The sequence below is a fragment of the Halopenitus persicus genome, from assembly GCF_900107205.1.
GTDB classification, from domain to species: domain Archaea; phylum Halobacteriota; class Halobacteria; order Halobacteriales; family Haloferacaceae; genus Halopenitus; species Halopenitus persicus.
The window spans coordinates 215,605-242,204 of the sequence record NZ_FNPC01000001.1 but is presented as its reverse complement, the minus strand read 5'-3'; the positions used below and the strand labels follow the sequence as shown (position 1 = coordinate 242,204).

Annotated in this window: 32 protein-coding genes and 1 tRNA gene; 16 read left to right on the top strand and 17 right to left on the bottom strand. The window is 67.5% G+C overall.

The features are described 5' to 3' along the window. Nucleotides 1-266 precede the first annotated feature (266 nt). The 9 genes from cofH to BLV25_RS01250 all read left to right on the top strand — a co-directional run bounded on the left by cofH (nt 267) and on the right by BLV25_RS01250 (nt 6,666). Nucleotides 267-1,673: a 7,8-didemethyl-8-hydroxy-5-deazariboflavin synthase subunit CofH gene (cofH, locus tag BLV25_RS01290; RefSeq protein ID WP_092730357.1), complete on the top strand. Its 1,407-nt coding sequence runs from the start codon at nt 267-269 to the stop codon at nt 1,671-1,673. A gap of 145 nt (nt 1,674-1,818) precedes the next feature. Further along, entirely contained in the window at nt 1,819-2,073 is a 255-nt protein-coding gene (locus tag BLV25_RS01285; RefSeq protein WP_021072608.1) for a DUF2250 domain-containing protein, read from the top strand. 102 nt (nt 2,074-2,175) lie between these two features. Then, nucleotides 2,176-2,706 (top strand): DUF5810 domain-containing protein, encoded by a 531-nt coding sequence (locus BLV25_RS01280; protein ID WP_092730355.1) that lies wholly within the window; start codon nt 2,176-2,178, stop codon nt 2,704-2,706. Nucleotides 2,707-2,753: 47 nt separating this feature from the next. Further along, entirely contained in the window at nt 2,754-3,197 is a 444-nt protein-coding gene (locus BLV25_RS01275) for a DUF5809 family protein (RefSeq protein ID WP_021072610.1), read from the top strand. A 173-nt stretch (nt 3,198-3,370) separates the two neighbouring features. Then, nucleotides 3,371-4,594: a translation initiation factor IF-2 subunit gamma gene (locus BLV25_RS01270; RefSeq protein ID WP_092730353.1), complete on the top strand. Its 1,224-nt coding sequence runs from the start codon at nt 3,371-3,373 to the stop codon at nt 4,592-4,594. Between the two features lies 1 nt (nt 4,595). Continuing rightward, the gene (locus BLV25_RS17740; protein WP_021072612.1) at nt 4,596-5,201 is read left to right on the top strand and encodes a PIN domain-containing protein; all 606 of its coding nucleotides are present in this window, start codon (nt 4,596-4,598) and stop codon (nt 5,199-5,201) included. Nucleotides 5,202-5,209: 8 nt separating this feature from the next. After that, complete coding sequence (locus BLV25_RS01260; RefSeq protein ID WP_092730351.1) at nt 5,210-5,794, top strand: DNA-directed RNA polymerase; 585 nt, start codon at nt 5,210-5,212, stop codon at nt 5,792-5,794. Then, nucleotides 5,794-5,991, top strand: a complete 198-nt coding sequence (gene spt4, locus BLV25_RS01255) for a transcription elongation factor subunit Spt4 (protein ID WP_021072614.1) — start codon at nt 5,794-5,796, stop codon at nt 5,989-5,991. The genes BLV25_RS01260 and spt4 overlap by 1 nt, the downstream gene beginning before the upstream one ends. 96 nt (nt 5,992-6,087) lie before the next feature. Next, nucleotides 6,088-6,666: a GTP-dependent dephospho-CoA kinase family protein gene (locus tag BLV25_RS01250; protein ID WP_021072615.1), complete on the top strand. Its 579-nt coding sequence runs from the start codon at nt 6,088-6,090 to the stop codon at nt 6,664-6,666. 31 nt (nt 6,667-6,697) lie between these two features. Here BLV25_RS01250 and BLV25_RS01245 read toward each other — a convergent pair whose 3' ends face one another. From BLV25_RS01245 to BLV25_RS01200, 10 genes are all read right to left on the bottom strand, one after another. Then, nucleotides 6,698-7,048 carry a DUF7126 family protein gene (locus tag BLV25_RS01245; RefSeq protein ID WP_092730349.1) on the bottom strand — a complete coding sequence of 117 codons (351 nt, stop codon included), beginning with the start codon at nt 7,046-7,048 and terminating at the stop codon, nt 6,698-6,700. Nucleotides 7,049-7,050: 2 nt separating this feature from the next. Further along, nucleotides 7,051-7,968 (bottom strand): glutamine-hydrolyzing GMP synthase, encoded by a 918-nt coding sequence (guaA, locus tag BLV25_RS01240; RefSeq protein WP_021072617.1) that lies wholly within the window; start codon nt 7,966-7,968, stop codon nt 7,051-7,053. Next, on the bottom strand, nt 7,968-9,629 hold the full coding sequence (locus BLV25_RS01235; RefSeq protein ID WP_092730347.1) for a CTP synthase: 1,662 nt from the start codon (nt 9,627-9,629) through the stop codon (nt 7,968-7,970). The genes guaA and BLV25_RS01235 overlap by 1 nt, the downstream gene beginning before the upstream one ends. A 131-nt stretch (nt 9,630-9,760) precedes the next feature. Continuing rightward, the gene (locus BLV25_RS01230; RefSeq protein ID WP_021072619.1) at nt 9,761-10,339 is read right to left on the bottom strand and encodes a magnesium transporter; all 579 of its coding nucleotides are present in this window, start codon (nt 10,337-10,339) and stop codon (nt 9,761-9,763) included. After that, entirely contained in the window at nt 10,339-10,908 is a 570-nt protein-coding gene (locus BLV25_RS01225) for a magnesium transporter (RefSeq protein ID WP_021072620.1), read from the bottom strand. Before BLV25_RS01225 ends, BLV25_RS01230 begins: the two co-directional genes overlap by 1 nt. Before the next feature lie 109 nt (nt 10,909-11,017). After that, nucleotides 11,018-12,754 (bottom strand): GTPBP1 family GTP-binding protein, encoded by a 1,737-nt coding sequence (locus tag BLV25_RS01220; protein ID WP_021072621.1) that lies wholly within the window; start codon nt 12,752-12,754, stop codon nt 11,018-11,020. 178 nt (nt 12,755-12,932) lie between these two features. Further along, nucleotides 12,933-14,000 (bottom strand): hypothetical protein, encoded by a 1,068-nt coding sequence (locus BLV25_RS01215; protein WP_021072622.1) that lies wholly within the window; start codon nt 13,998-14,000, stop codon nt 12,933-12,935. Then, entirely contained in the window at nt 13,997-14,371 is a 375-nt protein-coding gene (locus BLV25_RS01210) for a DUF5827 family protein (RefSeq protein ID WP_092730345.1), read from the bottom strand. The genes BLV25_RS01215 and BLV25_RS01210 overlap by 4 nt, the downstream gene beginning before the upstream one ends. Nucleotides 14,372-14,503: 132 nt before the next feature. After that, entirely contained in the window at nt 14,504-15,106 is a 603-nt protein-coding gene (sod, locus tag BLV25_RS01205) for a superoxide dismutase (protein WP_021072624.1), read from the bottom strand. Nucleotides 15,107-15,337: 231 nt separating this feature from the next. Continuing rightward, nucleotides 15,338-15,421: transfer RNA gene (locus BLV25_RS01200), tRNA-Ser, on the bottom strand. 415 nt (nt 15,422-15,836) lie between these two features. Between BLV25_RS01200 and BLV25_RS01195 the strand changes: the two genes are divergently transcribed. The 5 genes from BLV25_RS01195 to BLV25_RS01175 all read left to right on the top strand — a co-directional run bounded on the left by BLV25_RS01195 (nt 15,837) and on the right by BLV25_RS01175 (nt 20,312). Next, entirely contained in the window at nt 15,837-16,970 is a 1,134-nt protein-coding gene (locus BLV25_RS01195) for an extracellular solute-binding protein (RefSeq protein WP_039402088.1), read from the top strand. After that, nucleotides 16,970-17,911 carry an ABC transporter permease gene (locus BLV25_RS01190; RefSeq protein WP_021072626.1) on the top strand — a complete coding sequence of 314 codons (942 nt, stop codon included), beginning with the start codon at nt 16,970-16,972 and terminating at the stop codon, nt 17,909-17,911. Before BLV25_RS01195 ends, BLV25_RS01190 begins: the two co-directional genes overlap by 1 nt. A gap of 71 nt (nt 17,912-17,982) precedes the next feature. Further along, entirely contained in the window at nt 17,983-18,774 is a 792-nt protein-coding gene (locus tag BLV25_RS01185; protein ID WP_394327107.1) for an ABC transporter permease, read from the top strand. 3 nt (nt 18,775-18,777) lie between these two features. Further along, nucleotides 18,778-19,518, top strand: a complete 741-nt coding sequence (locus tag BLV25_RS01180) for an ABC transporter ATP-binding protein (RefSeq protein ID WP_021072628.1) — start codon at nt 18,778-18,780, stop codon at nt 19,516-19,518. After that, entirely contained in the window at nt 19,512-20,312 is an 801-nt protein-coding gene (locus BLV25_RS01175; protein WP_092730343.1) for a glycerophosphodiester phosphodiesterase, read from the top strand. Before BLV25_RS01180 ends, BLV25_RS01175 begins: the two co-directional genes overlap by 7 nt. 75 nt (nt 20,313-20,387) lie before the next feature. On the opposite strand, the gene BLV25_RS01170 is transcribed toward BLV25_RS01175, so the two are convergent. After that, entirely contained in the window at nt 20,388-21,149 is a 762-nt protein-coding gene (locus tag BLV25_RS01170) for a hypothetical protein (RefSeq protein ID WP_021072630.1), read from the bottom strand. Between the two features lie 68 nt (nt 21,150-21,217). Here BLV25_RS01170 and BLV25_RS01165 point away from each other — a divergent pair, with 68 nt between their 5' ends. After that, a complete protein-coding gene (locus tag BLV25_RS01165) occupies nt 21,218-21,412 on the top strand; it encodes a hypothetical protein (protein ID WP_021072631.1) in 195 nt (64 codons plus the stop codon). Between the two features lie 75 nt (nt 21,413-21,487). On the opposite strand, the gene BLV25_RS01160 is transcribed toward BLV25_RS01165, so the two are convergent. Continuing rightward, on the bottom strand, nt 21,488-22,123 hold the full coding sequence (locus BLV25_RS01160; protein WP_021072632.1) for a uracil-DNA glycosylase: 636 nt from the start codon (nt 22,121-22,123) through the stop codon (nt 21,488-21,490). Between the two features lie 132 nt (nt 22,124-22,255). On the opposite strand from BLV25_RS01160, the gene BLV25_RS17195 reads away from it, so the two are divergent. Beyond that, nucleotides 22,256-22,417 (top strand): DUF7563 family protein, encoded by a 162-nt coding sequence (locus BLV25_RS17195; protein ID WP_021072633.1) that lies wholly within the window; start codon nt 22,256-22,258, stop codon nt 22,415-22,417. A 116-nt stretch (nt 22,418-22,533) separates the two neighbouring features. On the opposite strand, the gene BLV25_RS01155 is transcribed toward BLV25_RS17195, so the two are convergent. The 5 genes from BLV25_RS01155 to sdhC form a co-directional block, all read right to left on the bottom strand. After that, nucleotides 22,534-22,761, bottom strand: a complete 228-nt coding sequence (locus BLV25_RS01155) for a helix-turn-helix domain-containing protein (RefSeq protein WP_021072634.1) — start codon at nt 22,759-22,761, stop codon at nt 22,534-22,536. Nucleotides 22,762-22,998: 237 nt separating this feature from the next. Then, entirely contained in the window at nt 22,999-24,864 is a 1,866-nt protein-coding gene (locus BLV25_RS01150; RefSeq protein WP_021072635.1) for an FAD-binding protein, read from the bottom strand. A 28-nt stretch (nt 24,865-24,892) separates the two neighbouring features. Next, nucleotides 24,893-25,783 carry a succinate dehydrogenase/fumarate reductase iron-sulfur subunit gene (locus tag BLV25_RS01145; protein WP_021072636.1) on the bottom strand — a complete coding sequence of 297 codons (891 nt, stop codon included), beginning with the start codon at nt 25,781-25,783 and terminating at the stop codon, nt 24,893-24,895. A 10-nt stretch (nt 25,784-25,793) separates the two neighbouring features. After that, complete coding sequence (locus BLV25_RS01140) at nt 25,794-26,165, bottom strand: succinate dehydrogenase hydrophobic membrane anchor subunit (RefSeq protein WP_021072637.1); 372 nt, start codon at nt 26,163-26,165, stop codon at nt 25,794-25,796. Between the two features lies 1 nt (nt 26,166). Continuing rightward, complete coding sequence (gene sdhC, locus BLV25_RS01135) at nt 26,167-26,592, bottom strand: succinate dehydrogenase, cytochrome b556 subunit (protein WP_021072638.1); 426 nt, start codon at nt 26,590-26,592, stop codon at nt 26,167-26,169. Between the last annotated feature and the right edge of the window lie 8 nt (nt 26,593-26,600).

Genomic DNA, 26,600 nt, shown 5'->3' with positions numbered 1-26,600 from the left:
CGGCGTCGATCCCCCGGCCCGATCGGCGGGCGACGGGCGGCGACGGGCGGCGATCGACGTCCCGATCGTCGGTTAACTAACTACTCAGTTACATTCTTCCAGGGATACACATCAATCCGTTGGTTCGTCGTCGAACGCCGTTCAAATCGGGGGCGTTACCGCCGATCGTTTTCGGGACGTTTCCGACGTATACCGGTTTTCACCGGACCCCTCGTCGATGGCCGATGTCCGTTCCTTTTTGGGGGTGGAACGGCGAGGAACGTGCAATGACGTCGGCGCGCGAGGTGGACCCGGCGGATCTCGAGTTCGATCACGTCCCGGAGACGGACCAGTCCTTCGAGAACGCGCTCGCGAACGCTCGGGACGGACGCCGGTTGTCGGTCGCCGACGGGATCGAGCTCATCACGACCGGCACGGACCGCGAGGGGATCGATCCCGAACGCAAGGAGGCCGTGCTCGAGGCCGCCGACCGCCGGCGCGCCGCGGTCGTCGGCGAGGAGGTCACCTTCGTCGCCAACCTCAACAACAACGTCACGACCGCCTGTAACACGGGCTGTCTGTTCTGTAACTTCAAGGACACCGCCCACGCCTTCGAGGCCGACAGCGGGATCGACCACCCGGGATTCACCAAGACGCCCGCCGAGTCCCGCGAGATCGTCGCCGACGCCCTGGAGATGGGCATCTCCGAGGTGACCTCCGTCTCCGGGCTCCATCCCGCCTTCGCGCTGAACGAGGAGCATCACGAGATTCTGCGTGCGCACGCGACCCCCGAACGCGAGGTGAACTACAAGCCGCCCGCGGTCTACGCCACCGACCCGGGAACCTACCGCGAGCAGATGGCGGCGATGTCGGTCGACGACGTCCACCTCCACTCGATGACCCCCGAGGAGGCCGCCCACGCGAAACGCGGCACCGACTGGAGCTACGAGGACGTCTACCGCGAGCTGGCCGACGCCGGCCTCGATAGCGCGCCGGGCACCGCCGCGGAGATCCTCGTCGACGAGGTCCGCGACGTCATCTGTCCCGGCAAGATCGGCACCGACGACTGGGTGGCAGCGATGGAGGGCGCGATGGCCGCCGGCCTCGACACCACCGCGACGATCATGTACGGCCACGTCGAGAACGCGGCTCACCGCGTCCGTCACCTCGAGGTGGTCCGCGATCTGCAGGACCGAACCGGCGGGATCCGCGAGTTCGTCCCGCTCTCGTTCGTCCACGAGAACACCCCCCTCGCGAAACACGGCGTCGTCGACTCCGGCGCCAGCGACGCCGAGGACGAGCTGCTGATCGCCGTCTCCCGACTCTTTCTGGACAACGTCGACCACGTCCAGTCCTCCTGGGTCAAATACGGCGACGCGAAGGGACTCAAGCTCCTCAACTGCGGCGCCGACGACTTCATGGGGACGATCCTCTCCGAGGAGATCACGGCCCGCGCCGGGGGCGAGTACGGACAGTTCCGCAGCGTCGCGGACTACGTCGAGATGATCGACGCGATCGGCCGCGTCCCCGTCGAGCGCTCGACCGACTACCGAACGCGCCGCCGGATCGACCTCGACGACCCCGACGCGAAGCCCTTCGGCCCGACGATCGGCCCCCGGGCCGACGGCACCCCGATGCTCCCCGACGACGCCGGCGGTCCGGACGAGCGCGGTCCCGCGCCCGCGGACGATTAAAGACGCCGGAAGTCTCCGAACCTCAGCGGACGATTCGGTTGCTGGTCGAACACGGATCAGCAGCGTCCGCCCCGAAACGCCGTGTGGATCCTAAAGATCTGAAAACACCCAACAAGTATTTAAGGTGTGCTAACAAGTGCCACATATGGCCGCAAGCCGGTGTGCCGACCTCGATCGAACCGACGAGCGGGTGCTGTCGTACCTCCAGGAGTGCGGCGCCGACTATCCGGCGCTCATCGCCGGCAACACGGGGCTGCACGTCGCCCACGTCGAACGACGGCTCGAGACCCTGGCGGACACAGGACTCGTCGAACCGGTGAGCGGCGAGGTCATCTACCGGCTGACCGACGAGGGGATCGACGTGATCGACTCGTCCCCGGACGGCGGCCCGTCGGTGTAGGTCGTTTTCCGGGATCGCCCTCGAGACCGTCTCCGGAGCTGCTTCTCAGCGATCGAGTCCGTGGCGACGCTTTCAAGCCGCTCTCCAGCCGAGTGTGTCCCGATGGGATACGCGTGTCCGGTCTGTGAAACGCCACAGCGCGACGGCGAGCACCTCGCACATCACCTCGCGTTCACCGCGATGTTACACGGCGGCGACCACGAGGAGTGGCTGGCGGAGCACGCCCCCGAATGGGCCGACCGCGAGCCCGAGGAGCTCGCCGCCGACGTCGTGGAGCACGCCGACGAGGCCGAGTACCACGAGGTCTTCGAGGACACCGTCCACGACCGCGGCCGACCGGACGTGGGACGGGGCGGAACGGGCGCGGGTCACGGGCACGACCACGGACACGAGCACGAACGTACACACGCGACCGCGGCCGGCTCGGATCCGAGCGCGTTCGACGAGGAGACGCAGGCGGCGCTCGAGGAGGCACGGGACTTGACCCGCCGGATGATGGCGGACGAGGGCGAGAGTAACGATGGCGACGGCGACGAGACCGACGACGGTGTCGATGATGAGGCCGGCGACGGTGTCGATGATGAGGCCGGCGACGGTGTCGATGATGAGGCCGACGACGAAAGCCGGACGTAACGCCGCGAACCGAACGCCCTTTTCAGTCGCTTCCCGTACGCGGCGGTATGGAGACACGAGGACTGATCGCTCCCGAGACGGTCGCGGAGGCGCGGACCCGCTACGAGGAGGCCGGCCCGGCGGCACAGGTGGTCGTCCGGGAGACCGCGAAGGCGATGTCGTTCGACGCCGCGGAGTACGACGAGCGCGTCACCGGCGAGGTCGTCGAAACGGCGCGTGACGCGCTGTTCGCCTCCCTGCTCGAGGTGCACGTGGCCGACCGGGACGCCTTCGACGAGTGGCTCGCGACACACGACCGGTACGCCGACGCGGACGTCGAGCTGCTCGGCTCCGATCACGTCGACCGGGTCGTCTGGCACGCGGCGCCGATCGCGGAGTCGGTCGTCGCCGCGACGTTCCACGAGGAGGCGGCGGCCGCGATCGGGACCCTGCGCCGGAACGCGTTCGGGCGGATCTACCGGGACCGGCTGCGACGCGAAGCCGGGGAGTGAGGCCCCGTCTCGAGCCCCTCCCGGGGACTCGGTCGACGGTGATCGCGGCGCCGTCTCCGACGTCGATCGAAGCACCGACGCGTGGCACCGATCCCCGCTCCCGTCCCGAGAACAGCAACTTTATCACTCGCACGGGGCGAATCTCGGACAAGATTGCTTCAAGGAGGTTCACGGTGACACAAGACCATACACGACCGGAGGTGAACATCGGACTCGTCGGCCACGTCGACCACGGGAAGACGACGCTCGTCCAGGCGTTGTCGGGCTCGTGGACCGACAAACACTCGGAGGAGATGAAGCGCGGGATCTCCATCCGGTTGGGCTACGCGGACGCGACGTTCCGCGAGTGCACCGGCCTCGAGGAGCCGGAGCGGTACACCGTCGATGAGGACTGCCCCGACGGCTCGACCAGCGAGGTGATGCGGACCGTCTCGTTCGTCGACGCGCCCGGCCACGAGACCCTGATGGCGACGATGCTGTCGGGGGCCGCGATCATGGACGGCGCCGTCCTCGTCGTCAGCGCGACCGAGGACGTGCCCCAGGCACAGACCGAAGAGCACCTGATGGCGCTGGACATCATCGGGATCGACAACGTCGTCATCGCCCAGAACAAGGTCGACCTCGTCGACCGCGACCGGGCGGTGGAAAACTACGAGCAGATCCGGGAGTTCGTCGAGGGAACCGTCGCGGAGGACGCGCCGATCGTCCCCGTCTCGGCCCAACAGGAGGTCAACCTCGATCTCCTCATCCAGGCGATCGAGGAGGAGATCCCGACGCCGGACCGGAACTCGGACGCGCCCCCGGAGCTGTTCGTCGCCCGATCGTTCGACATCAACCGGCCCGGGACGACCTTCGAGGACCTGACCGGCGGCGTCATCGGCGGCTCGCTCGTCGAGGGCGAGCTGTCCGTCGACGACGAGATCGAGATCCGGCCCGGCCGCGAGGTCGAGGAGGGCGGCCAGACCGAGTGGCGGCCCCTCTCGACGACGGTCCGGTCGCTGCAGGCCGGTGACGACCAGGTCGACGTCGCCACGCCGGGCGGGCTGCTCGGCGTGGGCACCGGCCTCGACCCGAGCCTCACCAAGGGCGACGCGCTGGCCGGCCAGGTCGCCGGCGAGCCCGGCACGCTCCCGCCGACGCGACACGCCTTCGAGATGGACGTCGAGCTGCTCGACCGGATCGTCGGCGAAGGGGAGGTCGAGGAGATCTCCACCGGCGAGCCGCTGATGCTCACCGTCGGCACGGCGACCACGGTCGGCGCCGTGACCAGCGCGCGCGACGGCGAGTGCGAGGTGAACCTCAAGCGCCCGGTCTGTGCGGCCGAGGGCGTCCGGATCGCCATCAACCGCCGCGTGGGCGCGCGCTGGCGGCTCATCGGTGTCGGAACGCTGAAGTGACGTGACCGAGGACACTCCATCGGAGCAGCCGACCGAGCGCGGGTCCGGGGAGCGCGACCGTGGATCGACGACGCGCGACCGCGGGTCGGCATCGACGACGCCGGTCGTCGCCATCGACACGAGCGCCCTGATGGCCCCGGTGGAGGCGGACGTCCGGCTGTTCGAGGAGCTGGACCGGCTCCTCGGAACGTACCGTGCGGTCGTTCCCGACGCCGTGCGGGCCGAACTCGACCGGCTCGCCGACGGGAACGGTCGCGAGGCGACCGCGGCGCGCGTCGGCCGCGACCTGGCCGACCGCGCGGATCCGATCGCCGTGACCGACGAACCGGCGGCGACCGAGGATGCGGACGACGAACCGGAAGCGGCAACGGACGACGCGGACGGCGACGACTCGACGGCCGAGACCGCGGGTCGACCGATCGACGACGCGGGCGGGAACGGATCGACGAACGAGTACGCGGACGACGTGCTGGTCGCGCTCGCCGAGGCGGGCGCGGTCGCGTACGTGGTCACGAACGATCGCCCCCTCAAAAACCGGATCCTGGCGCGGAACGTACCAGTAATCGGTTTAAGGGGGCGGAACGCACTGGCGATAACGGAACCATAAGCGCACGCATGTACAAGCGAGTACGACTCACAGACACGGTCGAAGTGCCGCCGAAACACCTGGCGGACGTCTCGAACGAACGGGTGAAAGCCCTGCTGCAGGACAAACTGGAGGGACGCATGGACGAGGACGTCGGCAGCGTCGTCAGCGTCATCGAGGTCCACGACATCGGCGAGGGAGCGGTGCTGCCGAACCGGCCCGGCGTCTACTACGAGGCCGAGTTCGACGCGCTCACCTACGACCCCGACATGCAGGAGGTCATCGACGGCACCGTCGTGGAGACGGTGGAGTTCGGTGCCTTCGTCGGGATCGGTCCGGTGGATGGTCTCCTCCACGTCTCCCAGATCACCGACGAGTACCTGACCTTCGACGGGGCGAACCAGCAGCTCGCCTCCTCGGACTCCGACAAAACCCTCGGCGTCGACGACGCCGTTCGGGCCCGGATCGTCACCAAGAGCATCGACGAGCGCAACCCGCGGGACTCGAAGATCGGCCTCACGGCCAAACAGCCCGGGTTGGGCAAACACGAGTGGCTCGAGTCCGAACGCCGCCGCCGTGAGCAGCAGGGCGAGAACGTCGAGGAGGCGAACTGATGGCCGAGGACCGCATCGCCTGTCGGGAGTGCCATTTCGTGAACGACCCGGACGCACAGACCTGCGAGCTGTGCGGGTCCTCCTCGCTGACCGAGGACTGGGCCGGCTACGTCATCATCACCCATCCCGAATCGAGCCGGATCGCCGAGGAGATGAACGTCAGCGAGCCCGGGTCCTACGCCCTGAAGGTCCGGTAACCTCACCGTGACTCGACGCGATACCGCGGCCCGAACCCGGGCTCGACGCGATACCGTGACTCGACACGACGCCGGGGCCCGATCCGACGCCCACGAATGCTGACTCTTCCTGCGGACCTCCGGTCGGAGTTCAAGGAGCCGCTGGGTCCCGTGACGACCGACACGGACGAGCTGCTCGACCGGGTCGAACGCACGCGCGCGACCCACGACGCGCCCGCGGCGCCGCTCGTCGCCGTCGGCGACGTCGTCACCTACCACCTCCGGGAGGCCGGGGTCACCCCCGACGTGGCGCTGCTCGACGGCAAGACCGAACGCGAGGAGGTCGCCGTCGAGATCCGCCGCGCGCTCGCCGACGTCGGCGACGCACGGATCCCCGTCGAGAATCCGGCCGGCGAGCTCTCCCGCGAGCTGTTGGTCGCCCTCCGGGAGGCGCTCGCGAGCGACGAGGCCACCGTGATCGAGGTGACCGGCGAGGAGGATCTGGCCGCCGTCCCCGCGATCCTCGCCGCCCCGCTCGGGAGCAGCGTCGTCTACGGCCAGCCCGGCGAGGGGATGGTTCACGTGGCCGTCACGCCCGAAACGCGTGACCGCGCCCGCGAACTCCTCGCGGGATTCGACGGGGACGTCGACGGCGCGCTCGCGACGCTCGGCGTTGATGACGGCGAAAACCGTTGAGTCTTCAGAGGAGTCGGCGAGCCGACGGGACTCAGGCCGCCAGTTCGGCGTCGACGAGCTCCGCGGCGACCGTCTCGGCGTCCAGCAGGGCCGGATCGACGGCGAGGTCCGCGACGCCGGCGACGAACTCCGGCAGCGACCGGTCGGCGTAGGCCACCGTCCGGACGTCCGGGTTCTCCTCCTTGGCGATCGGGATCCCGGTCGCCTCCTCGACGTCGGTGATCACGAGGAGGTCGGCCGCGTCGATCCCGGCCTCCCGGAGCGCCGCCGCGGAGACGACGCCGTCGATCCGCGTCACCGTGGCGCCGGCGGCCTCGAGCGCGCCGGCGAGGTCGTGGTCGTCCGGCCCGGCGACGACGGCGCGGATGGTGTCGGCCGCCATCGTCACTCGTACTCGATCGTCGCGGGCGGTTTGTGGGTGACGTCGTAGACGACGCGGGCGACGTCGTCGTTCTCGCCGGTGATCCGGCTCTGGATCCGCTGGAGCGTGTTCCAGTCGATCTCCTGGGCGCGGGCGGTCATCCCGTCGCGGCTCTCGACGGAGCGGACCGCGACGATCCAGCCGTGTACGCGGTTGTCGCCCTTCACGCCGGTCCCCTTGCCGATGACGGCGGCGAACGCCTGCCAGGGCTCGTACTCCTCGAGCTCGTCCTCGACGACGTGGCAGGCCTCGCGAGCCACGGCCGCCTTCTCGCGGGTGACCTCGCCGATGACGCGGACGGCGAGCCCGGGACCCGGGAACGGCATCCGCTCGGAGATGATCTCCTCGAGCCCGAGCGCCCGCGCGACCTCGCGGACCTCGTCCTTGTACAGGTCCCGAACCGGCTCGACGATCGTCTCGAAGTCGATGATCTCCGGGAGTCCGCCGACGTTGTGGTGGGACTTGATCCCGCCCTCGCTTTCGATCCGGTCGGGATAGATGGTGCCCTGCACGAGCACGTCGGCGTCGACGTCCCGAGCCTCGCGCTCGAACTCGCGGATGAACTGGTCGCCGATGACCTCGCGTTTCCTTTCGGGATCGGTCACGCCCTCCAACCGGTCGAAGTAGCGGTCCGCGGCGTCGACGACGCGCAGCGACTCCATGAAGGAGAACGTCTCGCGGATCTCCTCCGTCTCGCCCTTCCGCATCAGGCCGGTGTCGACGTAGACCGGCGTGAGCTGGTCGCCGACCGCCTCGTATGCGAGCGTCGCCGCGACCGACGAGTCGACGCCGCCCGAGAGGGCGATGACCGCGTTCGAGTCGCCGACCTGGTCGCCGATCTCCGCGACCGCCTCCTCGATGAACGACTCGGCGTCGACCATCAGGCCGTCACCTCCTCGTCCGTGGTTGAGGTCCCGGGAGCCGTCCGGTCGAGGATCGTCTCGACGAACGAGACGAACGGCGGGCTCGCCCTGTCGGGTCGCGACCGGAACTCGGGATGGTACTGCGTCCCGAGGAAGAAGGGGTGGTCCTCGCGCTCGAGGATCTCCATTCGGTTGTCCGCGTACCCGGAGAACCGCAGGTCGTCGGACTCGAGCCGGTCGATGTACTCGGGGTTCACCTCGTAGCGGTGGCGGTGGCGTTCGGTGCAGGAGTCGGCCCCGTAGACCTCCGCCGCGAGCGTTCCCGGATCGATGTCGGTCTCGTGGGCGCCGAGCCGCATCGTGCCGCCCATGTCCTCGGTCTCGTACTGTTCGGGCAGCAGGTCGATGACCGGATGCGGCGTCTCCGGGTCGATCTCGGCGGAGTGGGCCGCCTCGAGGCCCAGAACGTTGCGGGCGTGCTCGACGACCGCAAGCTGGAAGCCGAGACAGAGCCCGAGGAACGGCACGTCGTTGGTGCGGGCGTAGCGGATCGCTTCGATCTTCCCGTCGGTGCCGCGGGAGCCGAATCCGCCGGGAACCACGATGCCGTCGGCCTCCGTGATCCGCGCCTCGTGTTCGGCGGCCATCTCGTCGGCGTCGACCCACAGCACGTTCACCTCCGTCTGGGTGTGGATGCCGGCGTGTTTGAGCGCCTCGTGGATGGACATGTACGCGTCCTCGAGGGCGTACTTGCCGACGAGGGCGACGTCGATCTCCCGGTCGCGGTCGCGGGTCACCAGATCGCGCCAGCGCGTCGAGCGCTCGTCGCCCGGGAGCGCCTCGTCGGCCAGCCCGAGCTGCTCCATCACGTACTCGTCGAGCCCCTCGTCCTCGACCATCAGCGGGACATGGTAGACGTCCTCGACGTCGGGATTCGAGAAGACGGCGTCGGTCGGCACGTCACAGAAGAGCGCGATCTTCTCCTTTACGCTGGGGTCGAGCCGGTCCGCACACCGCCCCACCAGGACGTCCGGCTGGAGCCCGATCGACCGGAGCTCCTTGACGGAGTGTTGGGTCGGCTTCGTCTTCTGCTCGCCGTTCTTCGAGTAGGGGACGAGCGTGACGTGGGTGAAGAGGACGTCCTCGTCGTTCTCCTCGTGGGAGAACTGTCGGAGCGCCTCGAGGAAGGGCATCGACTCGATGTCCCCGACGGTGCCGCCGATCTCGACGATGCAGACGTCGGTCCCCTCGGCGGCCTCCCGGATCCGGCGTTTGATGTCGTCGGTGATGTGGGGGATGATCTGGACCGTCTTGCCCAGGTAGTCGCCGGCGCGCTCGTTCTCGATGACGTGCTGGTAGGTCTTGCCCGTCGTGACGTTGTGGTCGGAGGTCATGTCGACCCCGAGGAACCGTTCGTAGTTGCCCAGGTCCAGATCGACCTCGCCGCCGTCCTTCAGCACGTACACCTCCCCGTGCTCGTAGGGGTTCATCGTGCCCGCGTCCACGTTCAAATAGGGGTCGATCTTGACCGCCGTCACGTCGAAGCCCGCGTTCGAGAGGAGTCGCCCGGTGCTGGCGGCGGTGATGCCCTTGCCCAACCCGGACATCACGCCCCCTGTAACGAACACGAACTTGCGACCCAGCGATGGGTCATACCTCGTGTCTGGATCCGTCGGCATACCGACCGTGCGCGAGCGTCCGCCTAAACGGTTTCGGGACCGCGAACGACTGGGAGGAACTCCCACTCACACGGACCGACGCCGTCGGAGCCGAACCCGGTCGCCTCGGGCGCCGCCCGGGTGGACGATGACTACCCGACGAGCGTCCAGCGGGCGATCCCCAGAAACAGGAGCATCCCGAAGACGTCGACCACGTTCGTCACGATCGGGATGGTGGTGTCGTCGGGGTCGATCCCCAGCCGGTAGGAGCCGTAGGTCGTGGCGACGCTGAAGACGAGCGCGATGGCCGCGAGGCTCAGTCCGCTCGACAGCGAGATGAAAAGCAGCGTTCGGAGTGGGAGCCCGTTTCCGACCAGCAACCCGATGATCCACGTTCCGACCGCGAGCACGGAGAACACCGTCGCGGCCAGCGCGAACGTCGCCGCCACGTTCGCCCAGAGGTGCCGGTCCCGCGGGTCGAAGGCGGTGGTGCCCAGGTGGAGCCGCGTGGTGAGCCGCGAGCTCACGATCGCGCCGAGGTTGCCGCCCATCCCGACCATCACCGGCACCATCACCGCGAGGAGGCCGTACTCCTCGAGCAGCGCCTCGGCGTCCTCGAGCCGGATCCCGGCCCACAACACGATCACCGAGAGGCCGACCAGAAGCGGGAACATGTTCCGAACGATCCGCCGGGCCGACCACGTCCCGAGATCGCTTCCGGGCGGCTCCATCAGGCGACCACCTCGATGACGCCGACGGCGACGAGCAGGAACGCCATCCCGAAGACGTCCCCGAGCGTGGTGACGATCGGTCCGACCAGGTTGTCCGGGTCATACCCGCGCGTGTAGCCGACGAACAGCAGCGTGAGCAGCCCGACGATGAGCACCGCCGAGGTCAGGGTGCCGGCGATCAGCATGATCCCGAGGAACTCGAGGGGATGTGCGGCGGAACGACCGAGCAGCGTCAACGCGCTCCACGAGAGGAGCGCGATCACCGCCGAGATCCCGATCCCGTTGATGAAGGAGGCGACGACCGCGTTCACGAGGCGCTCGTCCCACTGAAACCGCGGCTCGATGAGCCCCTGGTGGAGTCCGCTCGAGATCCGCCCGCCGAGGGCGCCGTAGACGTTCCCGCGGGTGGCGAGGAAGACGGGCACCATCACCAACAGGCCGGGGAAACGACCGACGCTTGCCAACAGTTCCTCGAGGATCAGTCCCGAGAAGAGCCCGCCGCCGAGCGCGACGAGCAACACCGGAAGCGACTCCCGGTAGATGGAGGCGACCTCCTCGCGGACGTCCATACGTTCATCTGGCCGAATTCGAAGTTAAAAGTACCTACTCGCGGGACCGGTTGGGGCCGGTCGGAGACCGGTGGTCCGATCAGTCGTCGGCCTGGGACCGGTGGTCCGATCAGTCGTCGGCCGGCGACGGGCCGGCTGCGGGCCCCACGTCCGTGACGGTTCCGACGCCCTTGCTCGATCCCTCGCGGAAGACGAACCGTTGGCCCTCCTCGACGAGGTACGGGCGGAACTTGAACCGAACCTGCGTCCGGCCGGTGTCGCCGGGGAGCAGCCGGCCGGACTCGGGGGTGAACTCGGCCGCCTCGCTGGCGGTCTCGAGATGGACGACCGGCTCGTACCCCGACCGGATCCGGGTCGGGTGGTTGAGCACCATCACCTCGGCCTCGAACTCCCTGACCGGGTCGGGGTCGGCCGAGCGGGGCAGTAGGACCATCCCGCGTTCGATGGCCTCCTCGTCGATGCCTTTCAGGGCGATCCCGACGATCCGGCCGGCGCTCGCCCGGTCGACGCGGTGGTAATGCATCTCGATCGAGCGCACCGTCACCGCCTCGAAGGTGCCGTCGGGCATCGGGCCGAGCAGCAGCTCGTCGCCGGCCTCGACCGTGCCGGAGTTGACCGTCCCCGAGGCGACCGCCCCGACGCCCTTGACGTCGTAGGAGCGGTCGACGTACATCCGGAACTCGCCGCGCTCGGGCGTGGCGCGCTTGGGGAGTTCGGCGAACAGCGTGTCGAGCCGGTCGAGCCCCTCGCGGGTGACCGCGCTGGTCTCCACGATGGGGACGACCGAGTCGTCGATCTCCGCGATGGCGGCGTCGACGCCGTGTCGCGGGACGGGAAGCGGGGTCGTGCCGGCGTCGCGCAACAGCGACTCGATCTCCGCGAGGACCGTCTCCACGCGGTCGTCGCTCACGAGGTCGGTCTTCGTCACCGCGACGACGGTCGGCAGTTCGGTGGCGAGCAGGATCCCGAGGTGCTCGCGGGTCGTCTTGGTCGGCCCGTCGTCGGCCGCGACCGCGAGCAGGCCGTAGTCGATCTTCTGGCCGACGAGCCCGCGGATCGTCGTCCGCAGCCACGGCTCGTGGCCCACGGTGTCGACGAAGGAGACGAGCCGGTCGGCCTCCGCGACGATCCGGGCCCGGTCCTGCTTGCGGTGGGGATTGTCCATCCGAACCGGAACGTGCTCGCGTCCGGAGGCGCCGACCTCGTCATCCGCGCTTCCGTCCGGATCGTCGAACCCGTAAACCGCGTACGACAGATCCGCGGAGAGGCCGCGTTCGATCTCGTGGGGCTGGACGTCGAGGAACCCGCGGGTCCCGCCCTGTCCGTCGTCGGCCTGGCCGGTCACGAGCGACCCCACGAGCGTGCTCTTGCCGTGGTCGACGTGGCCGGCGGTGCCGATCACCAGGTGGTCCTCGTCGGTCTCGAGGGTCGCCCCCTCGCGGATCGTCGCGATCCCGACCAAGCCGGGCGTTTCGGACGCCCCGAGGTCGTCCGCGGCGTGATCACCGGACCGTGCAGCGACGTCCGCGACGTCGGCGACGCTCCAGGTGTCGACGTCGTGGATGTGTGCGTCCGCCTCCTCGGCCAGCAGGGAGAGGACGTCCATCGTCTCGGAGAAGCGGTCGGGATCGATCCCGGCGAGGCCGCCGTCGTCGGTGACGCCGACGACGTAGGTCGCCTCGCCGTCGCCCGAGAGCACCCGGTGGCGCAGTTGCGCGGCGAGCGATTCCTTGCGTCCGTCCGCGAGGTGGACCTCCCGACTCAGCCGTTCCTTGAACTCGATCGACCCGCCGTCGCGTTCCCCGCGCTCGATGGCCTGTCTGAGGACAGACCGGTCCGCGCTCATACCCGCCCGTAGGCCGCATCGGCGTTTAAGCGTTTTCGTGCCGTGGGTATCCATATCACAATACCGCTCCGGAGGGAGCGAAGCATACGAAATCCACTCTCACTGGGGCGGAGCAGCCCGGACGGCCAATCGCTACTGGCCAAACGAGTCCGTGACGGTATCCTTCCGGCGAGGACTTTTAAACTGCCCCGAGAAGCGCCGCGTAGGCGTCGGCGTACGCGGTCGCGACACGGTCCGGCGAGTCACGGTCCGCGGCCGGCAACGCCGGCAGCGCGACCGCGTCGAGCGGCTCGACCATCGACGTCACGACGTCGGTGTGTTCCTCGAGCGCCCCCTCGCGCGCGCTGCCCGACGCCACGGCGCACGCGCGGGCGTACCGGTCGCCGTCGTAGATCCGGACCCGCGTCGGCGCCACGACCGCGACCGCGTCGATCGCGGGGACGTCGTCGCCGTTGCCGCCGCCGTTGCCGTCGACGTCGCTGCCGTTGTTCCCGCCACCGCCGCCACCGCGGCCGTTGCTGCCGCCGCCGTCGTGACCGCCGCCCTCACGGTCGCCCTCGCCGGCTGCGGCATCGAACGGAAGCGCGACGTCGCCGTACGACTCGACCACGGTCGGCCCGGGGTCGGCGGCGACCGCGGCCGCGAACCGCTCGAGAACCGGGAGGTACGACTCCGCCATCACCGCGTTGAACTCCGAGACGTCGTGGACGCGGACGGCGTCCGCGAGCGGAAGCCGGTCCTCGACGGCCGGCGGGAGCAGCCCCGCCGCCTCCGCGGCGCCGTTCACGACGATCGTCGGATCGTCGGCGGCGTCAGTTCGCCCGATCCGGTCACAGAGGAACGTCCGGTCGGCCTCGCCGAGCATTCCTGTCCGGCCCGGCGTGGGACGCCAGAGCCGGTGGAGCGGGTTGATCGACCCCGGCGATACGTTCGAATCCGGTTCGAACGTCCCGTTTTCGCTCCCCGACGACCCGCCCGGCGTCGGTCCGGAGCGGACTGCCAGCCCGCGGTCGCTCGCGGCCGCGAGTCGGCGCGCGTCCTTGCCGTAGAGCCGGCTCTCCGCGGCGGCCGCCCGGAAGTCGTCGTGGTCGTACCAGAAGTCGTGGCCGGCCCGCGGCTTCACGCCGACCGGGTCGAGCCCGCGAGCCGAGAGGGTTGCGAGGAGCCCGACCGAGAACGTCGTCTTTCCGGCGTCGACCCGCGAGTCACCGGCCACCAGCAGCGTCGGCGACGTGCTCCCGGTCACCGTTCGTCGTCGGGCGCCGGTTCCGCGGTCGCGGCCGCGTTCGTCGCCGGTTCCGCGGTCGAGTCCTCCTCCGTCTCCGATTCCGCGTCGTCCCCGTCGATCGCCGTTTCGGCGAGCCCGTAGTAGCCGGGGCCGTCGTCCTCGAGCGGCTCCGCGATCACGAGGTCCGCGGCGTTTTGCATCACCCACGGGATCGCCCAATCGATGAGGACGGTCTCGGTCTCCTGGTCGAGCGGTTCGTCCGGATCGACCCCCTGGAGGAGCCGAGCGATCTCCGGGATCGTGTACATCAGGTCCGGCTCGAGCAGCTCCGCGGCCGTGTAGAACTCGCACGGGTAGGTCGCCTCGAAGGCGTCTTTCGGCGTCGGCATGGCCGTGTCTCGGTGGTCGCTCCCCTAAACGGCACGGGTTCGGTGGCGGAAGCCGGGACTGGCGGCGTCGACGGCGTCAAAAAATCGGGATTCGATCGGGGTCGTCGGGGACGATCCGCCTCGTCGGCGACGTTACTCGAAGTTGGAGACGACGTTGTCGTAGTTGTCGGCGACCTCGTCCCAGTCGACGACCTCGAAGAACGCGTCGATGAACTCGCCGCGCGCCGGGCCGTAGTCGTAGTAGTAGGAGTGCTCCCAGACGTCGAGCGCCAGGATCGGATGGGCACCCCACAGCGCGCCCTGGTCGTGCTTGTCGACCTTCAGGTTGCGCAGCTGCTTGGATACCGGGTCGTACACGAGCAGGGCCCAGCCCCCGGCGGCGCCGGCGGCGGCCTCGAACTCGCCCTTCCAGGCCTCATACGAGCCGAAGTCCTCGGCGATCCGGTCGGCCAGCTCGCCGTCCGGCTCGCCGCCGCCGTTCGGGGACATGTTGTTCCAGAACAGCGTGTGGAGATAGTGACCGCTGCCGTTGTGGGTCACGTTGCCGAGCGCGCCCGCCGTGCTGCCGTAGTCCCCGCTCTCGCGGTTCTCGGCGAGCGTCTCCTCGGCGGCGTTGAGCCCGTTGACGTAGCCCTGATGGTGCGTGTCGTGATGCCAGGTGAGCACCTGTTCGGAAACGTGCGGTTCGAGCGCGTCGTAATCGTACGGAAGTGGATCGAGTTCGTGGTCGCTCATGATTTCACCCACCGGATCGATCGGTCGCTGTCCTGTTAAAGATTGAGGAGACGTACGCTACCACGCCACAAACGCCGGAATGAGCGCGACGCGACGCTGCGTCGCGCTCTGTACGGTGGGACTGGGATTTGAACCGAGTCGGGACGGTCATCCTCGCATCGCTCGGATGCTGCGTCCCGCCGGCTTCAAACCCTCGCACGATGCTCGCGCGACGCCGCGCCGCGCTCGGTACGGTGGGACTGGGATTTGAACCCAGGAAGCCGTGAGGCTACCTGCTTTCAAGGCAGGCGCAATGGGCCACTCTGCCATCCCACCCGACCGTCGTGTTCACCCTCGCTTCCATCGGACGCGTCGTCGGGAAGCGAATCGGACGATGGACGCTCGGTCGTTCCACGCTCGATCATATCCGCGTGGAACCGCCGGCGATTCACCGCCCGTGGGCGTATGCGGACGACTATTCCCGATGAAGTTGAAGCTATCGCTCTGGTGAACTACCCCACCCTCCTTCGCTCGGCGCGACGCGCCTCGGTCCGTGAGGGCGTCGTCCGAAGCGGCGTCTCTGAAGCCGCGTCTCGGGGGTCGCTTCAGACGGAACGTCCGGAGAGCGTCGGATATCCCTTCCGAACCATCCCTTGAGAACAATTGACAATATATGCGTCCAATGGATGACCGCGGACGCATATACGGTTCATAGCAACCTCTTTTTAAATATCTTCCAACAGGTCAACTGATGACACTCAGTCGACGGTCGTACCTTGGTGCATCGTCCGCAGCCCTCCTCGGTGGTCTCGCTGGCTGTAGCTCCGGCAGTTCCACGGACTCGAGTGGTTCGGGAAGTTCCGGGACCTACACCGTCGGTTACGGCGACTTCGAGGCGGACATCAGCGCTTCCGCGTTCCCGGAGATGCTCTATTTCTATTGCGTGCAGTCGGGGTGGATGAACTGGCCGACGGTTATGGAGAACTTCGAGGAAAAATACGGCGTCGCGGTCCACGATGATGACCGCTCGTCCGGGGAAGCGTTACAGCATATGCGATCGCATTCGGGCGATATGACCCACTCCGGCTACAACGGGGGGTATACATACGGCATCGTCGCCCGGAACGACGGCTTCACGCAGGCCTACAAACCCACGGGGTGGGACGAGGTACCCGACTCGCTCAAGACGGACGATGGCCACGTTACTGCCACCCGACGCGTGACGACGGCCGTCACCTATCGCAAGGACATCTACGAGGAACGCGGACTCGACGAGCCCACGACGTGGGAGGACCTTTTGCAGCCCGAAATCATGCAGGATCTCGCCCTCCAGACCCCGCAAGCTGCGGTCGGACTTGCCGCCGCGCTCTCGATCAACAACGCTCGCGGCGGCTCGATGGATGACCTCCAGCCGGTCATCGACTATTACCAGCGGATCCAGGAGGGTGGTGCGGAGTTCACCGACAACTTCCTCGCCCAGTTCTCCAGCGGCGAGTACTCGACGTTCATCCGATATGATTACTCCGGGCTCGACCTCAAATACAACAACGACGAAATCGCCGAGGAGAACGTGGGCGTTGCGGTTCTCGGCGGGGAAAACGGCAACCAGGGTGCGTTGAATATGCCGTACGGCTACGCTCTCCTCGAGGACGCACCCAATTCCGAGGCCGGCAAGCTGTTTATGGACTACGTCCTCTCGCTGGAAGGACAACAGCACTTCCTCGATGCCTACGTCCGTCCCATCCGCTCCTCGGAGATGGAGCTGCCTGACGAGTTCATTGACGGATCGGAGTACGAGCGAACCGAGTTCCAGGTCGACTATAACCAACTCGTCGAACAGCAGGACTCGATCATTCAGGAGATCACTCGCGGAGCAAACATTTGATGGCAACGCTCGGCGAACACTCGGAACGTGCCGGATCACGACTCCGAGCCGCCGTCCACCTGGCGAGTACGGCCGTTGGGTCCATCGTCGACCCCGTCACTGAGCGTGACCGAACGCGTCGACGGATCGTGGCGTTATGTGCGCCTTTCGCCACCCTGTTAGCGGTTGCCGGCGCGTATCCACTCGTTGAGGTCGTCCGAATCAGCGTTTCAGCGGAGCAGTACCGATCCGTTGGCTTCGCGTTGGAAGCGTACGGGACGCTCGTCACCGACCCGTACTACCGCGGAGTGGCGTTCAACTCCCTGTGGCTAGCTGGTGGGACGACGCTTGCCTCGGTCGGGGTAGCGGTCCCCATCGCACACGCCCTCGAAAAGTACGACCTTCCGGGCGAGGACGTCCTCGTCACGCTCGTCTCCTTCCCGATCAGCCTTCCGGGGATCGTTGCGGCATTTATGATCCTCGTGTTGCTCGGGAACAACGGACTGGTGACCAACCTCGCTGCGCTGCTCACCGGCCGTCCAGCGACCGATCTGGCCATCGCAGTGAGCGCTCCGGGGCTCTTCGTCGCGTTCTGTTACTCGATGATCCCTCGAGCAACGCTCATTCTGCGGGGCACGTACGCCGAACTCGACCACGCCGCCGAGGAGGCGGCCCAGTCGCTCGGCGCAACGCCGTGGCGGACGTTTCGCTACGTCACGCTTCCGCAGATCCGGCCGGGGATCACGGGTGCGGTTATCCTCACCTTCCGGACCGGACTTGCCATCTTCGGGACGCTCATCGTCATTCAGACGGTGGTCGTCTGGACGCTCCAGATCTCCCGGGAGCTCGCGACGGGCTATGACATCCAAGTGGCCGGTGCGATGGCGACCGCGTACTTCCTTTTCACCTTCGCGTTCACGGCTCTCGGGCTTCGGTATACGGATGCGGAGGTGGGATTGTGAGCGTCGCACCATCACGACGGTTCGGTCGGGGGCTGGTGACGGCGACGTTGCTGCTGGCCGTCGGCTTCCTTATGGTTCCCGTCGTGCTCACGTTCGTTGGCTCGTTCGCCGGCGAGTGGAGCGGCGTGCTTCCGTCGGAGTTCATCACCCTGCAGAACTGGCGTGAAGTACTCGGGCTGGCCGAGACGATCGGTTCCCAGCGGAGTATGGGCTGGAACGCGATCCTGTCGGTCGGTGGGTATACCCTCGCCGTTCCGTCCGAGTTGATCTTCAGCGTCGCGCTCGCCCTCGGCGGCGTATTCATCAACCTCGTGGTCGGCGTCCCGATCGCGTATGCGGTCGCACGCTATGACTTTCGTGGCGACGAGTGGGTGAACGCGATCTCCGTCCTTCCGCTCGTTCCGGGAGTCATTCTCGGAGTGGCGTTTTTGCGGGCCTATCCGGATCTCGCGGGAACGAGCTTCGGCCTGATCGTCGGATACTCGCTGTTGAAGGCGCCGTTTATGGTGATGGCCGTCAGAAGCGAGTTCGAGTCGATGCCGCTGCAGCGGCTCGAGGAGTCGGCACGCTCGCTGGGTGCGTCGTGGCCGCGAACCTTTCTCACCGTCATCGTCCCGAACGCACGGTCGGGGATCGTCTCCGGCGCGATCATCTGCTGGACGCTCGCCGCCGCCGAGTTCAACTTCTCGTACATCGTGTGGGCGAAGGGGACCCAACCGCTGGCGCTGTTCCTCCAACGGCACATCTCGAACAGTTCGTTCACCAAGGCTGCCGCCGCGGTGTCGATGTTTTTCTGCATCATCGTCGTCATTACCGTCCTGCTCCAGCAGGTCGGTTCGCGTGGCTTTGACACCAGAGGATAACCAATGGCACGTATTACGCTCGATTCCGTCCGCAAACGATACGGCGAAACGACGGCCGTCAACGGCGTCTCACTCACCGTCGATGACGGCGAGATAGTCGGGGTCCTCGGTCCCTCGGGCTGCGGAAAGACGACCACGCTGCGGACCGTCGCGGGCTTCGAAACGCCGACTGCGGGAACGGTCGCCTTCGACGATCAGGACGTCACGAACGTCCCGCCGGAGAACCGCAACGTCGGGTTGGTGTTTCAGGAGTACGCCTTGTTCGACAACATGACGGTCGGAGAAAACGTCGCGTTCGGACTCAAGATGCGCGGGATCGCGAAGGCAAAGCGTCGAAAGCGTGCCACGGAACTGCTCGATATGCTCGGCATCGGTGAGATGGCCGATCGGGATCCGACGACGCTCTCGGGCGGCCAACAGCAGCGCGTTGGCCTCGCCCGTGCGCTTGCCATCGAGCCCAACGTGCTCCTCCTCGACGAGCCGATGACCGGCCTCGACGCGAAACTGAAGGCTCGTCTTCGAGACGAGGTCGGCGAACTGCTCTCGGAGCTGGACGTGACCGGACTCTACGTCACCCACGATCAGGAGGAGGCGATGTTGATGTGCGACCGAATCGCGGTGATGAACGACGGTCGAATGGAACAGGTTGGAACGCCGCGTGAGGTGTATGAGTCACCCGCTACCGAGTTCGTCTCGGAGTTCGTCTCACTGGATGCACCACAGTTGCCGTTCGTACAATGGTGACAGCACCGGAAAATAAAACGGATCTCACGGTGATCGCTCACCGTGGCTTCGCCGGCATCGCTCCGGAGAATACCCTTGCCGCGGCACGACTCGCTAGCGATCTCGGTGCTGACGCTATCGAGCTCGACGTCGTCGCCACGGTCGACGGGACACCGGTCGTCTTCCACGATCGCCGCTTGGATGACCGCGGGACGAGTCGGGGGATTACGGATGCCACCGGCGTCGTCGCTGACCGCTCGACGTCGACGGTCACGGGTGCGCACGTCCTTGGCACGGACCAGACGATCCCGACGTTGGCGGCGTTCGTCGAAGCGGTTCCAAACGACGTCATCCTCAACGTCGAACTCAAACGGCCGAGCACCACGGCCGAGACACCAGCATCGTCCGCTGAACCCGACGGTGGACTGGGTCAAGAACGGTGGCAACCATTCGTGAATCGTGTGATGGAACGCATCGATCGTCGTCGAAACGATGTCCTCTATTCGTCGTTCTCACAAACTGCCCTCAAAGCGGTTCGGTCCCGCTCCGCGGATGCTCGCGTCGCTCCGATCGCACGGGACGTCGACACCGCCACGACGATGGCAGCGGCCCTCGACACACGGATCATTCACCCGGCGCTTGACGGACTGCGGTCGGTTCAGGGGGACTCTCCGTTACGAGGATATACGGTGAATGCTTGGACGGCGCGAACGTGGCAGGATGCAGACGACGCCGTGCAGTTCGGCGTCGATGGGCTCATTACGGACTATCCGAGCGTCCCATCCGCGGTGTTCGAATCGGACCGGAGCGGCTGACCACGACGGTATTGAACCCGGCGTGTTTTGCCCCTCATTTCACGACCGATGGACACGACGCGAACCGAGGCCCGCTCACTCCCGGATCAGGGTGAGTTCGCCGTCCGCGTCGTCCTCGTGGACGGCGAGCCCGTGCTCGTGGACGAACGCTGCCGTGTGCTCGGGGACGATCCGCTCGGCCGCGAAGCGAGCCCGCAACAGCGGCACGACGTCGAGGAGGTCGCGGCCGGTCTCGATCGTCGGGAGCGACCGGACGAACTCGACCTCGCCGCCGGCATCGCGCGTGCGCTCGGCGAGCGTCTGCACGCTCGGCGGTTCGAAGGCGCCCGCGAAGTCGATCGGCTCGGTGAACCCCGCGTAGTGACACCGCCCGGCGGTCGAGGGACCGAGAACGGCGGTCGCGGTCCGAAGCTTCATCGCCGCCGCGTCGATAATCGACCGGGAGAGGAACGGCGTCGCCGGCGTGACGATCGCGACCGAGCCGGCCCCCTCCTCGCGGAGCAGGTGGGTCGCCGTGTTGCCGGCGCGGGCGCTGAACGTCGAACCGACCTGCGGCTCGAAGCGAGCATCGCTCGCGTCACCGAGGACGTCGGCCACGACCGCGCGCAGCTCGGCTTCCGGGTCGGTTCCCGTGCGGGCGTCCGCAGGGAGCTGCTCCTCGGTCGGGTGGTTCACGAGGAGGTCCCCGCCGGACCGGTCGACGGCCCGAACCAGGTCGCGAAGGACGGCCTCGTACAGTTCGGTCGCCTCGGCGGCCGAGAGCGGGCTCGTCGCCGGCAGGGACGGATAGCCGAGTCCCTCGCGTGGCGGGTCGGCAAGCACCGCGATGACGGTCATACCGGATCTGTTCGCCTCGGCGCCTTCAACCCCCGGTTTTTAAGCGCCGCGCGGGCGATCCCGCGGACATGTCCACGCTTCGTCCGCTGGCCGCGCTCGCGGCCGCCGTCGTCGCGCTCGTCCTCGTCAGCGCCGTCCTCGGCCTGCCGGCCGCGTTGGGATCGCCGGCCGCAGTCGCCACCGCCGCGATCTGTCTGGTCGTCGTCGCCGCGATCGTCGCGCTCGGCGGGCGCGACGCCGGCCCGCGAACGTCCTACTGGTGAGGGCCGGACGAGAAAATCGTTGAACGAGAACTCCGGTCGCGTGAAGGACGTGAAGGCGACGCCGACGAACCGGCCTCACCGACTTCGGCGTCCCTTCGTCTGCCGGTAGTCGCGCGCGAGCACGTTCTCCCGGACGTGCTCCAGGAAGGCCCGCTCCTCGGCGTCGCTCATCGCCTCCGGGTCACGCATCGGGACGAGCTCGAACCCCCGACCGCGGATCGTGGTCGCGTGTTCCGCGGCGACGTCGAAGGAATCCGACGACCGCGTGGTGTACTCGAACGCGAGCGCCTCCAGCGCGCGCTGGCCGACCGGGACGATGATCTGCGGGTTGATCATCCGGATCTCCGCGTCGAGATAGGGCTCGCAGTTGGCGACCTCCGCGTCGGTGGCCGGCCGGTCGGGGTGGCGACACCGCGTAACGGACGTGAAGAAGACGTTTTGGACGTCCATCGCGACCGTCTCCGGCGAGGACCGCACGAATCCGAGCTCCCGAAAGATGGATCTGATCCGCCGTCCGCCCGCGTCGTCGCCGAAGGGGATCCCGGTCGCGTCCGCGCCGGCGCTCGGGGCCTCGCCGACCACGAGGAACTCGCCGCCGACGTCGCCGTAGCCGTGGACCACGTTCGACCGCTCGGCGCACAGCGCCGGGCAGTTCTGGCAGTCCGCGTCCATCCCGAAGGGGTTCTCGAACTCGGTTTGGGCTGCGTCCACGTCGGCCGGTTGGCGGGCGAGCGTCAAAAGCCCACGTGGTCGTCGACGGAAACGGCGTCCGCTCCGACGCCAGGGATGGTATGTTACCACCCCACAAGATTTATGGCGGGAACCGCGACACATCGAGACGATATGCCCGACTGTCAGAACTGCGGGACGTTCGTCACGCCGGCGTACGCACGCGTTTTTACGCCGAACGAGATCGACGAGCCGCGCGTCTGTCCGAACTGCGAGGACGCCGTTCGTGACGGCGCGGACGTCAGGAGCGCCCGATCGACGCGAAACACCGGCTGAGAACGTGCTCGAACCCCGGTCGTCCGGGGATCGAACGAGGAGATCCGCCGAAGCGATGGCCGGCAGAAGCCGTAACCGGCCAGGGCCGGCAATCCGGCGTGGGCTGGCGACCCGACCTAGGCGAGCCGATACTCCTCGCCCTGCTGCTGGATGAACTCCTCGTTCCGCAGGGTTTTGAGGATGCCGTACAGCGAGATCTTCTTCATCCCGAGCGACTCGGCCATCTCGCCCACCGTGGCGCGCCGGTTGGTCGTGAGATACAGGTACACCAACTTCGCTCGCGGCGACTGCAACTCCGGCGGGAGCGACAGCGCGGATCCCGTTCCGGCGTCGGTTTCGATCATCACCTGTTCCAACTCCTTCGACGATAATAAATCCCCCATTCAACGATCGTCGAAAACATCGAAGGGAGGCCGTAGACGTCCGAACGAGCGTGTTTCTCCGCCGGCAGCCGGTCCGGATCCGCGTCGGCAGCGCCGGCGGCACGTCGATCGGCTCCTCACGCTTCGACCGACGTCGTATGTGACGTGTGGGTCAGTCACACGAGCTCTCGCGGGCGATCGACCGGCGGTTTGCGTCGGTCAGTACGACCGGACCTTCGGCTCGTAGCGTTTGTTCTCGCCTTCGAGGATGACCGGTCGGTACCAGAGGTCCGGATCCCCGTCGTTCCACGAGATGAGCGTGTGTTTCAGCCAGTTCTCGTCGTCGCGGATCTGGTTCTCCTTGCGCCAGTGGGCGCCGCGGAACTCGTTGCGCGCGAGCGCGCCCATCGTCAGCGCCTCGGCGATGTCGATGATGTTCCGCGTCTCCAGGGTGTGCAGGAGGTCGGTGTTGAACGTCCGCGAGGGGTCCGAGACGCCGACGTCGGCGTACCGGTCGCGCGCCTCACGGAGGTCCACGAGGGCCTCCTTCAGTCCCTCCTCCTCGCGGAAGACGTTCACGTTCGCCGTCATCGTCTCCTGGACGGCCGACCGGATCTCGGCGTGGTTCACGCCGTCGGTCTCGAGCAGCTCCTCGACGTGTTCGATCTCGCGGTCGACGGCGACCTCGAGCACGGCGTCCGGATCCGTGACCGCCTCGCCGCCGTCCGCGGCCGCGCTCGCGTCGGCCGGTCCGGCGTCGGAACCGGGCTCGCGCTCCCCGAGCGTGACCGGCGCATCGAAGTCGGCGTCCTCGTGGTCGCCCCGCTTTCCGGTCTCGATCTCCGGCTCGTCGAACTCCTCGCCGGCGGCGTGTCGGCCGGCGAGCTTCCCGAAGACGATGAGCTCCGGCAGCGCGTTCCCGCCGAGGCGGTTCGCGCCGTGAACCGACGCACACGCGCACTCGCCGACCGCGTAGAGGCCGTCGACGCAGGTCTGCCCGTACTCGTTCGTCTCGATGCCGCCCATCGCGTAGTGCTGGCCCGGCTTGACGGGCATCGGCTCCTCGAGGCCGTCGACGCCCTCGAAGTCCTCCGCGAGGTGGAGGATGTTCTCCAGCCGGTCGAGGATCCGGTCCTCGCCGAGATGGCGCATGTCGAGGTGAACGTACTCGTCCTCGATGCCGCGCCCCTCGTTGACCTCGGTCAGCTCGGCGCGGGCGACGACGTCCCGGCTCGCCAGCTCGCCGTCGTTGTTGGCGTAGCCGTGTTCGAACATGAACCGCTCGCCCTCGCCGTTGTACAGGATGCCGCCCTCGCCGCGGACGCCCTCGGAGATGAGCACGCCGGTGGAGGGCAGCGTCGTGGGATGGAACTGGATGAACTCCATGTCCTCCATCGGAACCCCGGCGCGGTAGGCCATCGCGACGCCGTCGCCGGTGTTGGCCACCGCGTTCGTCGTGTGGTCGAAGACCTGACCCATCCCGCCGGTCGCGAGGATGACCCCGTCACGCGCCCGGAAGCCGGCGATCTCGCCGGACCGGATCTCGTAGCCGACCACGCCGTGACAGCTCCGGTCGGTCGGGTCGTCCTCGTCGGTGACCGCGAGGTTCATCACGTGCCACTCGTCGTAGACCTCGATGCCGCGTTTGACCACCTGCTCGTACATCGTGTGCAGCAGCTGGTGGCCGGTCTCGGCGCCGGCGTAGGTGGTCCGCGGGAACGAGAGGCCGCCGAACGGTCGCTGGGAGACCGTGCCGTCCTCCTCGCGGGAGAAGGCCATCCCCCAGTGTTCGAGCTGGATCGTCTCCTTGGGGCTCTCCCGGCAGAGCGCCTCGATCGCCGGCGCGTCGCCGAGGTAGTCCGAGCCCTTCATCGTGTCGTAGGCGTGGTCCTCCCAGGAGTCGCCCTCGCGGATGGCCGCGTTGATGCCGCCCTCCGCGGCGCCGGTGTGTGACCGCACCGGGTGGAGCTTCGAGACGATCGCCACGTCGGCGCCGGCCTCCTGGGCCGCGATGGCCGCTCTGAGCCCGGCACCGCCCGCGCCGACCACGATCACGTCGTGTTCGTAGGTTGTGTTGGATGCCATTGTTGTGGTGTGTTCGAAGCCGGGTGCGTTACCAGAACTTCAGGTTGTTCTTGACCGCTTCCCGTTTCAGTTCCTGGATGTGTTCGGTGAGCGGGATGTCCTTCGGACAGACCTCGGTACAGGAGAACTGGGTCTGACACCGCCAGACGCCGTGTTCCTGTTCGATGATCTCGAGCCGCTCCTGCTTTCGTGACTCGCCCTCCCGCTCGTCCATCGCGAACCGGTACGCCTTGTTGAGCGCCGCGGGACCGAGATACTGGTTGTCGCCGGCGGCGATGTTACACGAGGACATACAGGCGCCACACCAGATGCACCGCGTGGACATCTTCACCTTCTCGCGGTTCGCCCGGCTCTGTCGCTGCTCCTCGAGTTCGTCCTCGGGCAGCTCGTCGGCGTCGAAGAACGGCTCGACGGCGTCCATCTGGTCGTAGAAGTGCTGCATATCGACGACGAGGTCCTTCCGGACGTCGGCGTGGGGCAGCGGCTCGATCCGGACCGGCTCCGACAGGTCGGACAGCTGGGTCTTACACGCCAGCCGCTGTTGCCCGTTCACGAACATCGCGTCGGAACCGCAGACGGCCTGCCGGCAGGAGTGCCGGAAGGTCAACGAGGAGTCGTAGGTGTCACGCGCGTAGATGAGCGCGTCGAGAACCGTCATCCCCTTCTCGAAGGGAACGTGGAACTCGTCGAACCGCGGCTCCTGTTTCCCCTCGACCTCGGGGTCGAAGCGGAACACCTTCAGCTCCCGCGTGTTCTCGCCGGCGGCCGACTCGGCCGCCGCCTCGGCCTCGCGTTCGCGCTCGGCGGCGCGCTTCGCCTTCTTCTCGCGTCGGAGGTCGCCCTTCGATGGCTCCTCCTCGGCGTCCGGTTCGCTCTCCGCGTCCGTCTCGTCGGTCTGTTGTGGGACTTGCGTGCTCATGCTCGGTACCTCACAGGGGGACGCCTCCGGCCCAGGCGTTCGCGGTGCGGACGCCCTGCACGATCAGGACGACGCTCGCGACGATCAGCGTCGCCTTGACGGCCTGCTTCTTTCGGCCGGTCAGTCCCTGATTGATCAACGCGTTGTAGACCCCGTTGACGCCGTGGAACGTCGCCGTCAGCAGGAACAGGATCATCAGCGAGTAGTAGCTCAGCGTCTCCATCCGTGCCTGGCTCACGATGAACGACACCTCGTCGGCGTGGTTGACGAAGTGGAGGAGGAAGAAGTGGAACGCCAACACGACGATGAGGAAGGCGGCCGTGATCCGCTGGAGCAGCCACATCGTTCCGCCGGGGGTGAACGAGGAGTAGCGTTCCGCCATCTCAGAACGCCCCCGCGAGGAACGTCGGGACCGACGCGACCGTGATGAGTCCCGTCAGGATCAGCGACGCGTAGAAGCTCTTGTCCTGCGATTCCAGTCCGACGCCGAGGTCGATGAACAGCAGCCGGGTTCCGTTGAGGATGTGGAACACGGCCACCGCGAGAAGCCCGACCTCGAGGATCCGGACGAGCAGCAGCTCCTCGAGGGTGACGATCGTCTGGGTGTAGACGTCGTCGCCCGCCTGCAGAACTGCGGCCTCCTGGCCGGACGCCGGGATCGCGGTGCTCAACACGGCGATGTGGGTGAACAGATAGCCCACAAGCACCCAGCCGGTGAACTTGTGGAAGATCCAGGCCCACATCCCCGCGCGGAACTCCCGCCAGCGGCCGAAGTCCTCGATGAGGCCCCGATTGTGCGACTGACTCATACCGTTCG

Coding starts and splice junctions, on each gene's coding strand:
- cofH (WP_092730357.1), top strand. CDS start 267: ATGACGTCGGCGCGCGAGGTGGACCCGGCGGATCTCGAGTTCGATCAC.
- BLV25_RS01285 (WP_021072608.1), top strand. CDS start 1,819: ATGGCCGCAAGCCGGTGTGCCGACCTCGATCGAACCGACGAGCGGGTG.
- BLV25_RS01280 (WP_092730355.1), top strand. CDS start 2,176: ATGGGATACGCGTGTCCGGTCTGTGAAACGCCACAGCGCGACGGCGAG.
- BLV25_RS01275 (WP_021072610.1), top strand. CDS start 2,754: ATGGAGACACGAGGACTGATCGCTCCCGAGACGGTCGCGGAGGCGCGG.
- BLV25_RS01260 (WP_092730351.1), top strand. CDS start 5,210: ATGTACAAGCGAGTACGACTCACAGACACGGTCGAAGTGCCGCCGAAA.
- spt4 (WP_021072614.1), top strand. CDS start 5,794: ATGGCCGAGGACCGCATCGCCTGTCGGGAGTGCCATTTCGTGAACGAC.
- BLV25_RS01250 (WP_021072615.1), top strand. CDS start 6,088: ATGCTGACTCTTCCTGCGGACCTCCGGTCGGAGTTCAAGGAGCCGCTG.
- BLV25_RS01245 (WP_092730349.1), bottom strand. CDS start 7,048: ATGGCGGCCGACACCATCCGCGCCGTCGTCGCCGGGCCGGACGACCAC.
- guaA (WP_021072617.1), bottom strand. CDS start 7,968: ATGGTCGACGCCGAGTCGTTCATCGAGGAGGCGGTCGCGGAGATCGGC.
- BLV25_RS01235 (WP_092730347.1), bottom strand. CDS start 9,629: ATGCCGACGGATCCAGACACGAGGTATGACCCATCGCTGGGTCGCAAG.
- BLV25_RS01230 (WP_021072619.1), bottom strand. CDS start 10,339: ATGGAGCCGCCCGGAAGCGATCTCGGGACGTGGTCGGCCCGGCGGATC.
- BLV25_RS01225 (WP_021072620.1), bottom strand. CDS start 10,908: ATGGACGTCCGCGAGGAGGTCGCCTCCATCTACCGGGAGTCGCTTCCG.
- BLV25_RS01220 (WP_021072621.1), bottom strand. CDS start 12,754: ATGAGCGCGGACCGGTCTGTCCTCAGACAGGCCATCGAGCGCGGGGAA.
- BLV25_RS01210 (WP_092730345.1), bottom strand. CDS start 14,371: ATGCCGACGCCGAAAGACGCCTTCGAGGCGACCTACCCGTGCGAGTTC.
- sod (WP_021072624.1), bottom strand. CDS start 15,106: ATGAGCGACCACGAACTCGATCCACTTCCGTACGATTACGACGCGCTC.
- BLV25_RS01195 (WP_039402088.1), top strand. CDS start 15,837: ATGACACTCAGTCGACGGTCGTACCTTGGTGCATCGTCCGCAGCCCTC.
- BLV25_RS01190 (WP_021072626.1), top strand. CDS start 16,970: ATGGCAACGCTCGGCGAACACTCGGAACGTGCCGGATCACGACTCCGA.
- BLV25_RS01185 (WP_394327107.1), top strand. CDS start 17,983: ATGGTTCCCGTCGTGCTCACGTTCGTTGGCTCGTTCGCCGGCGAGTGG.
- BLV25_RS01180 (WP_021072628.1), top strand. CDS start 18,778: ATGGCACGTATTACGCTCGATTCCGTCCGCAAACGATACGGCGAAACG.
- BLV25_RS01175 (WP_092730343.1), top strand. CDS start 19,512: ATGGTGACAGCACCGGAAAATAAAACGGATCTCACGGTGATCGCTCAC.
- BLV25_RS01170 (WP_021072630.1), bottom strand. CDS start 21,149: ATGACCGTCATCGCGGTGCTTGCCGACCCGCCACGCGAGGGACTCGGC.
- BLV25_RS01165 (WP_021072631.1), top strand. CDS start 21,218: ATGTCCACGCTTCGTCCGCTGGCCGCGCTCGCGGCCGCCGTCGTCGCG.
- BLV25_RS17195 (WP_021072633.1), top strand. CDS start 22,256: ATGCCCGACTGTCAGAACTGCGGGACGTTCGTCACGCCGGCGTACGCA.
- BLV25_RS01155 (WP_021072634.1), bottom strand. CDS start 22,761: ATGATCGAAACCGACGCCGGAACGGGATCCGCGCTGTCGCTCCCGCCG.
- BLV25_RS01150 (WP_021072635.1), bottom strand. CDS start 24,864: ATGGCATCCAACACAACCTACGAACACGACGTGATCGTGGTCGGCGCG.
- BLV25_RS01145 (WP_021072636.1), bottom strand. CDS start 25,783: ATGAGCACGCAAGTCCCACAACAGACCGACGAGACGGACGCGGAGAGC.
- BLV25_RS01140 (WP_021072637.1), bottom strand. CDS start 26,165: ATGGCGGAACGCTACTCCTCGTTCACCCCCGGCGGAACGATGTGGCTG.
- sdhC (WP_021072638.1), bottom strand. CDS start 26,592: ATGAGTCAGTCGCACAATCGGGGCCTCATCGAGGACTTCGGCCGCTGG.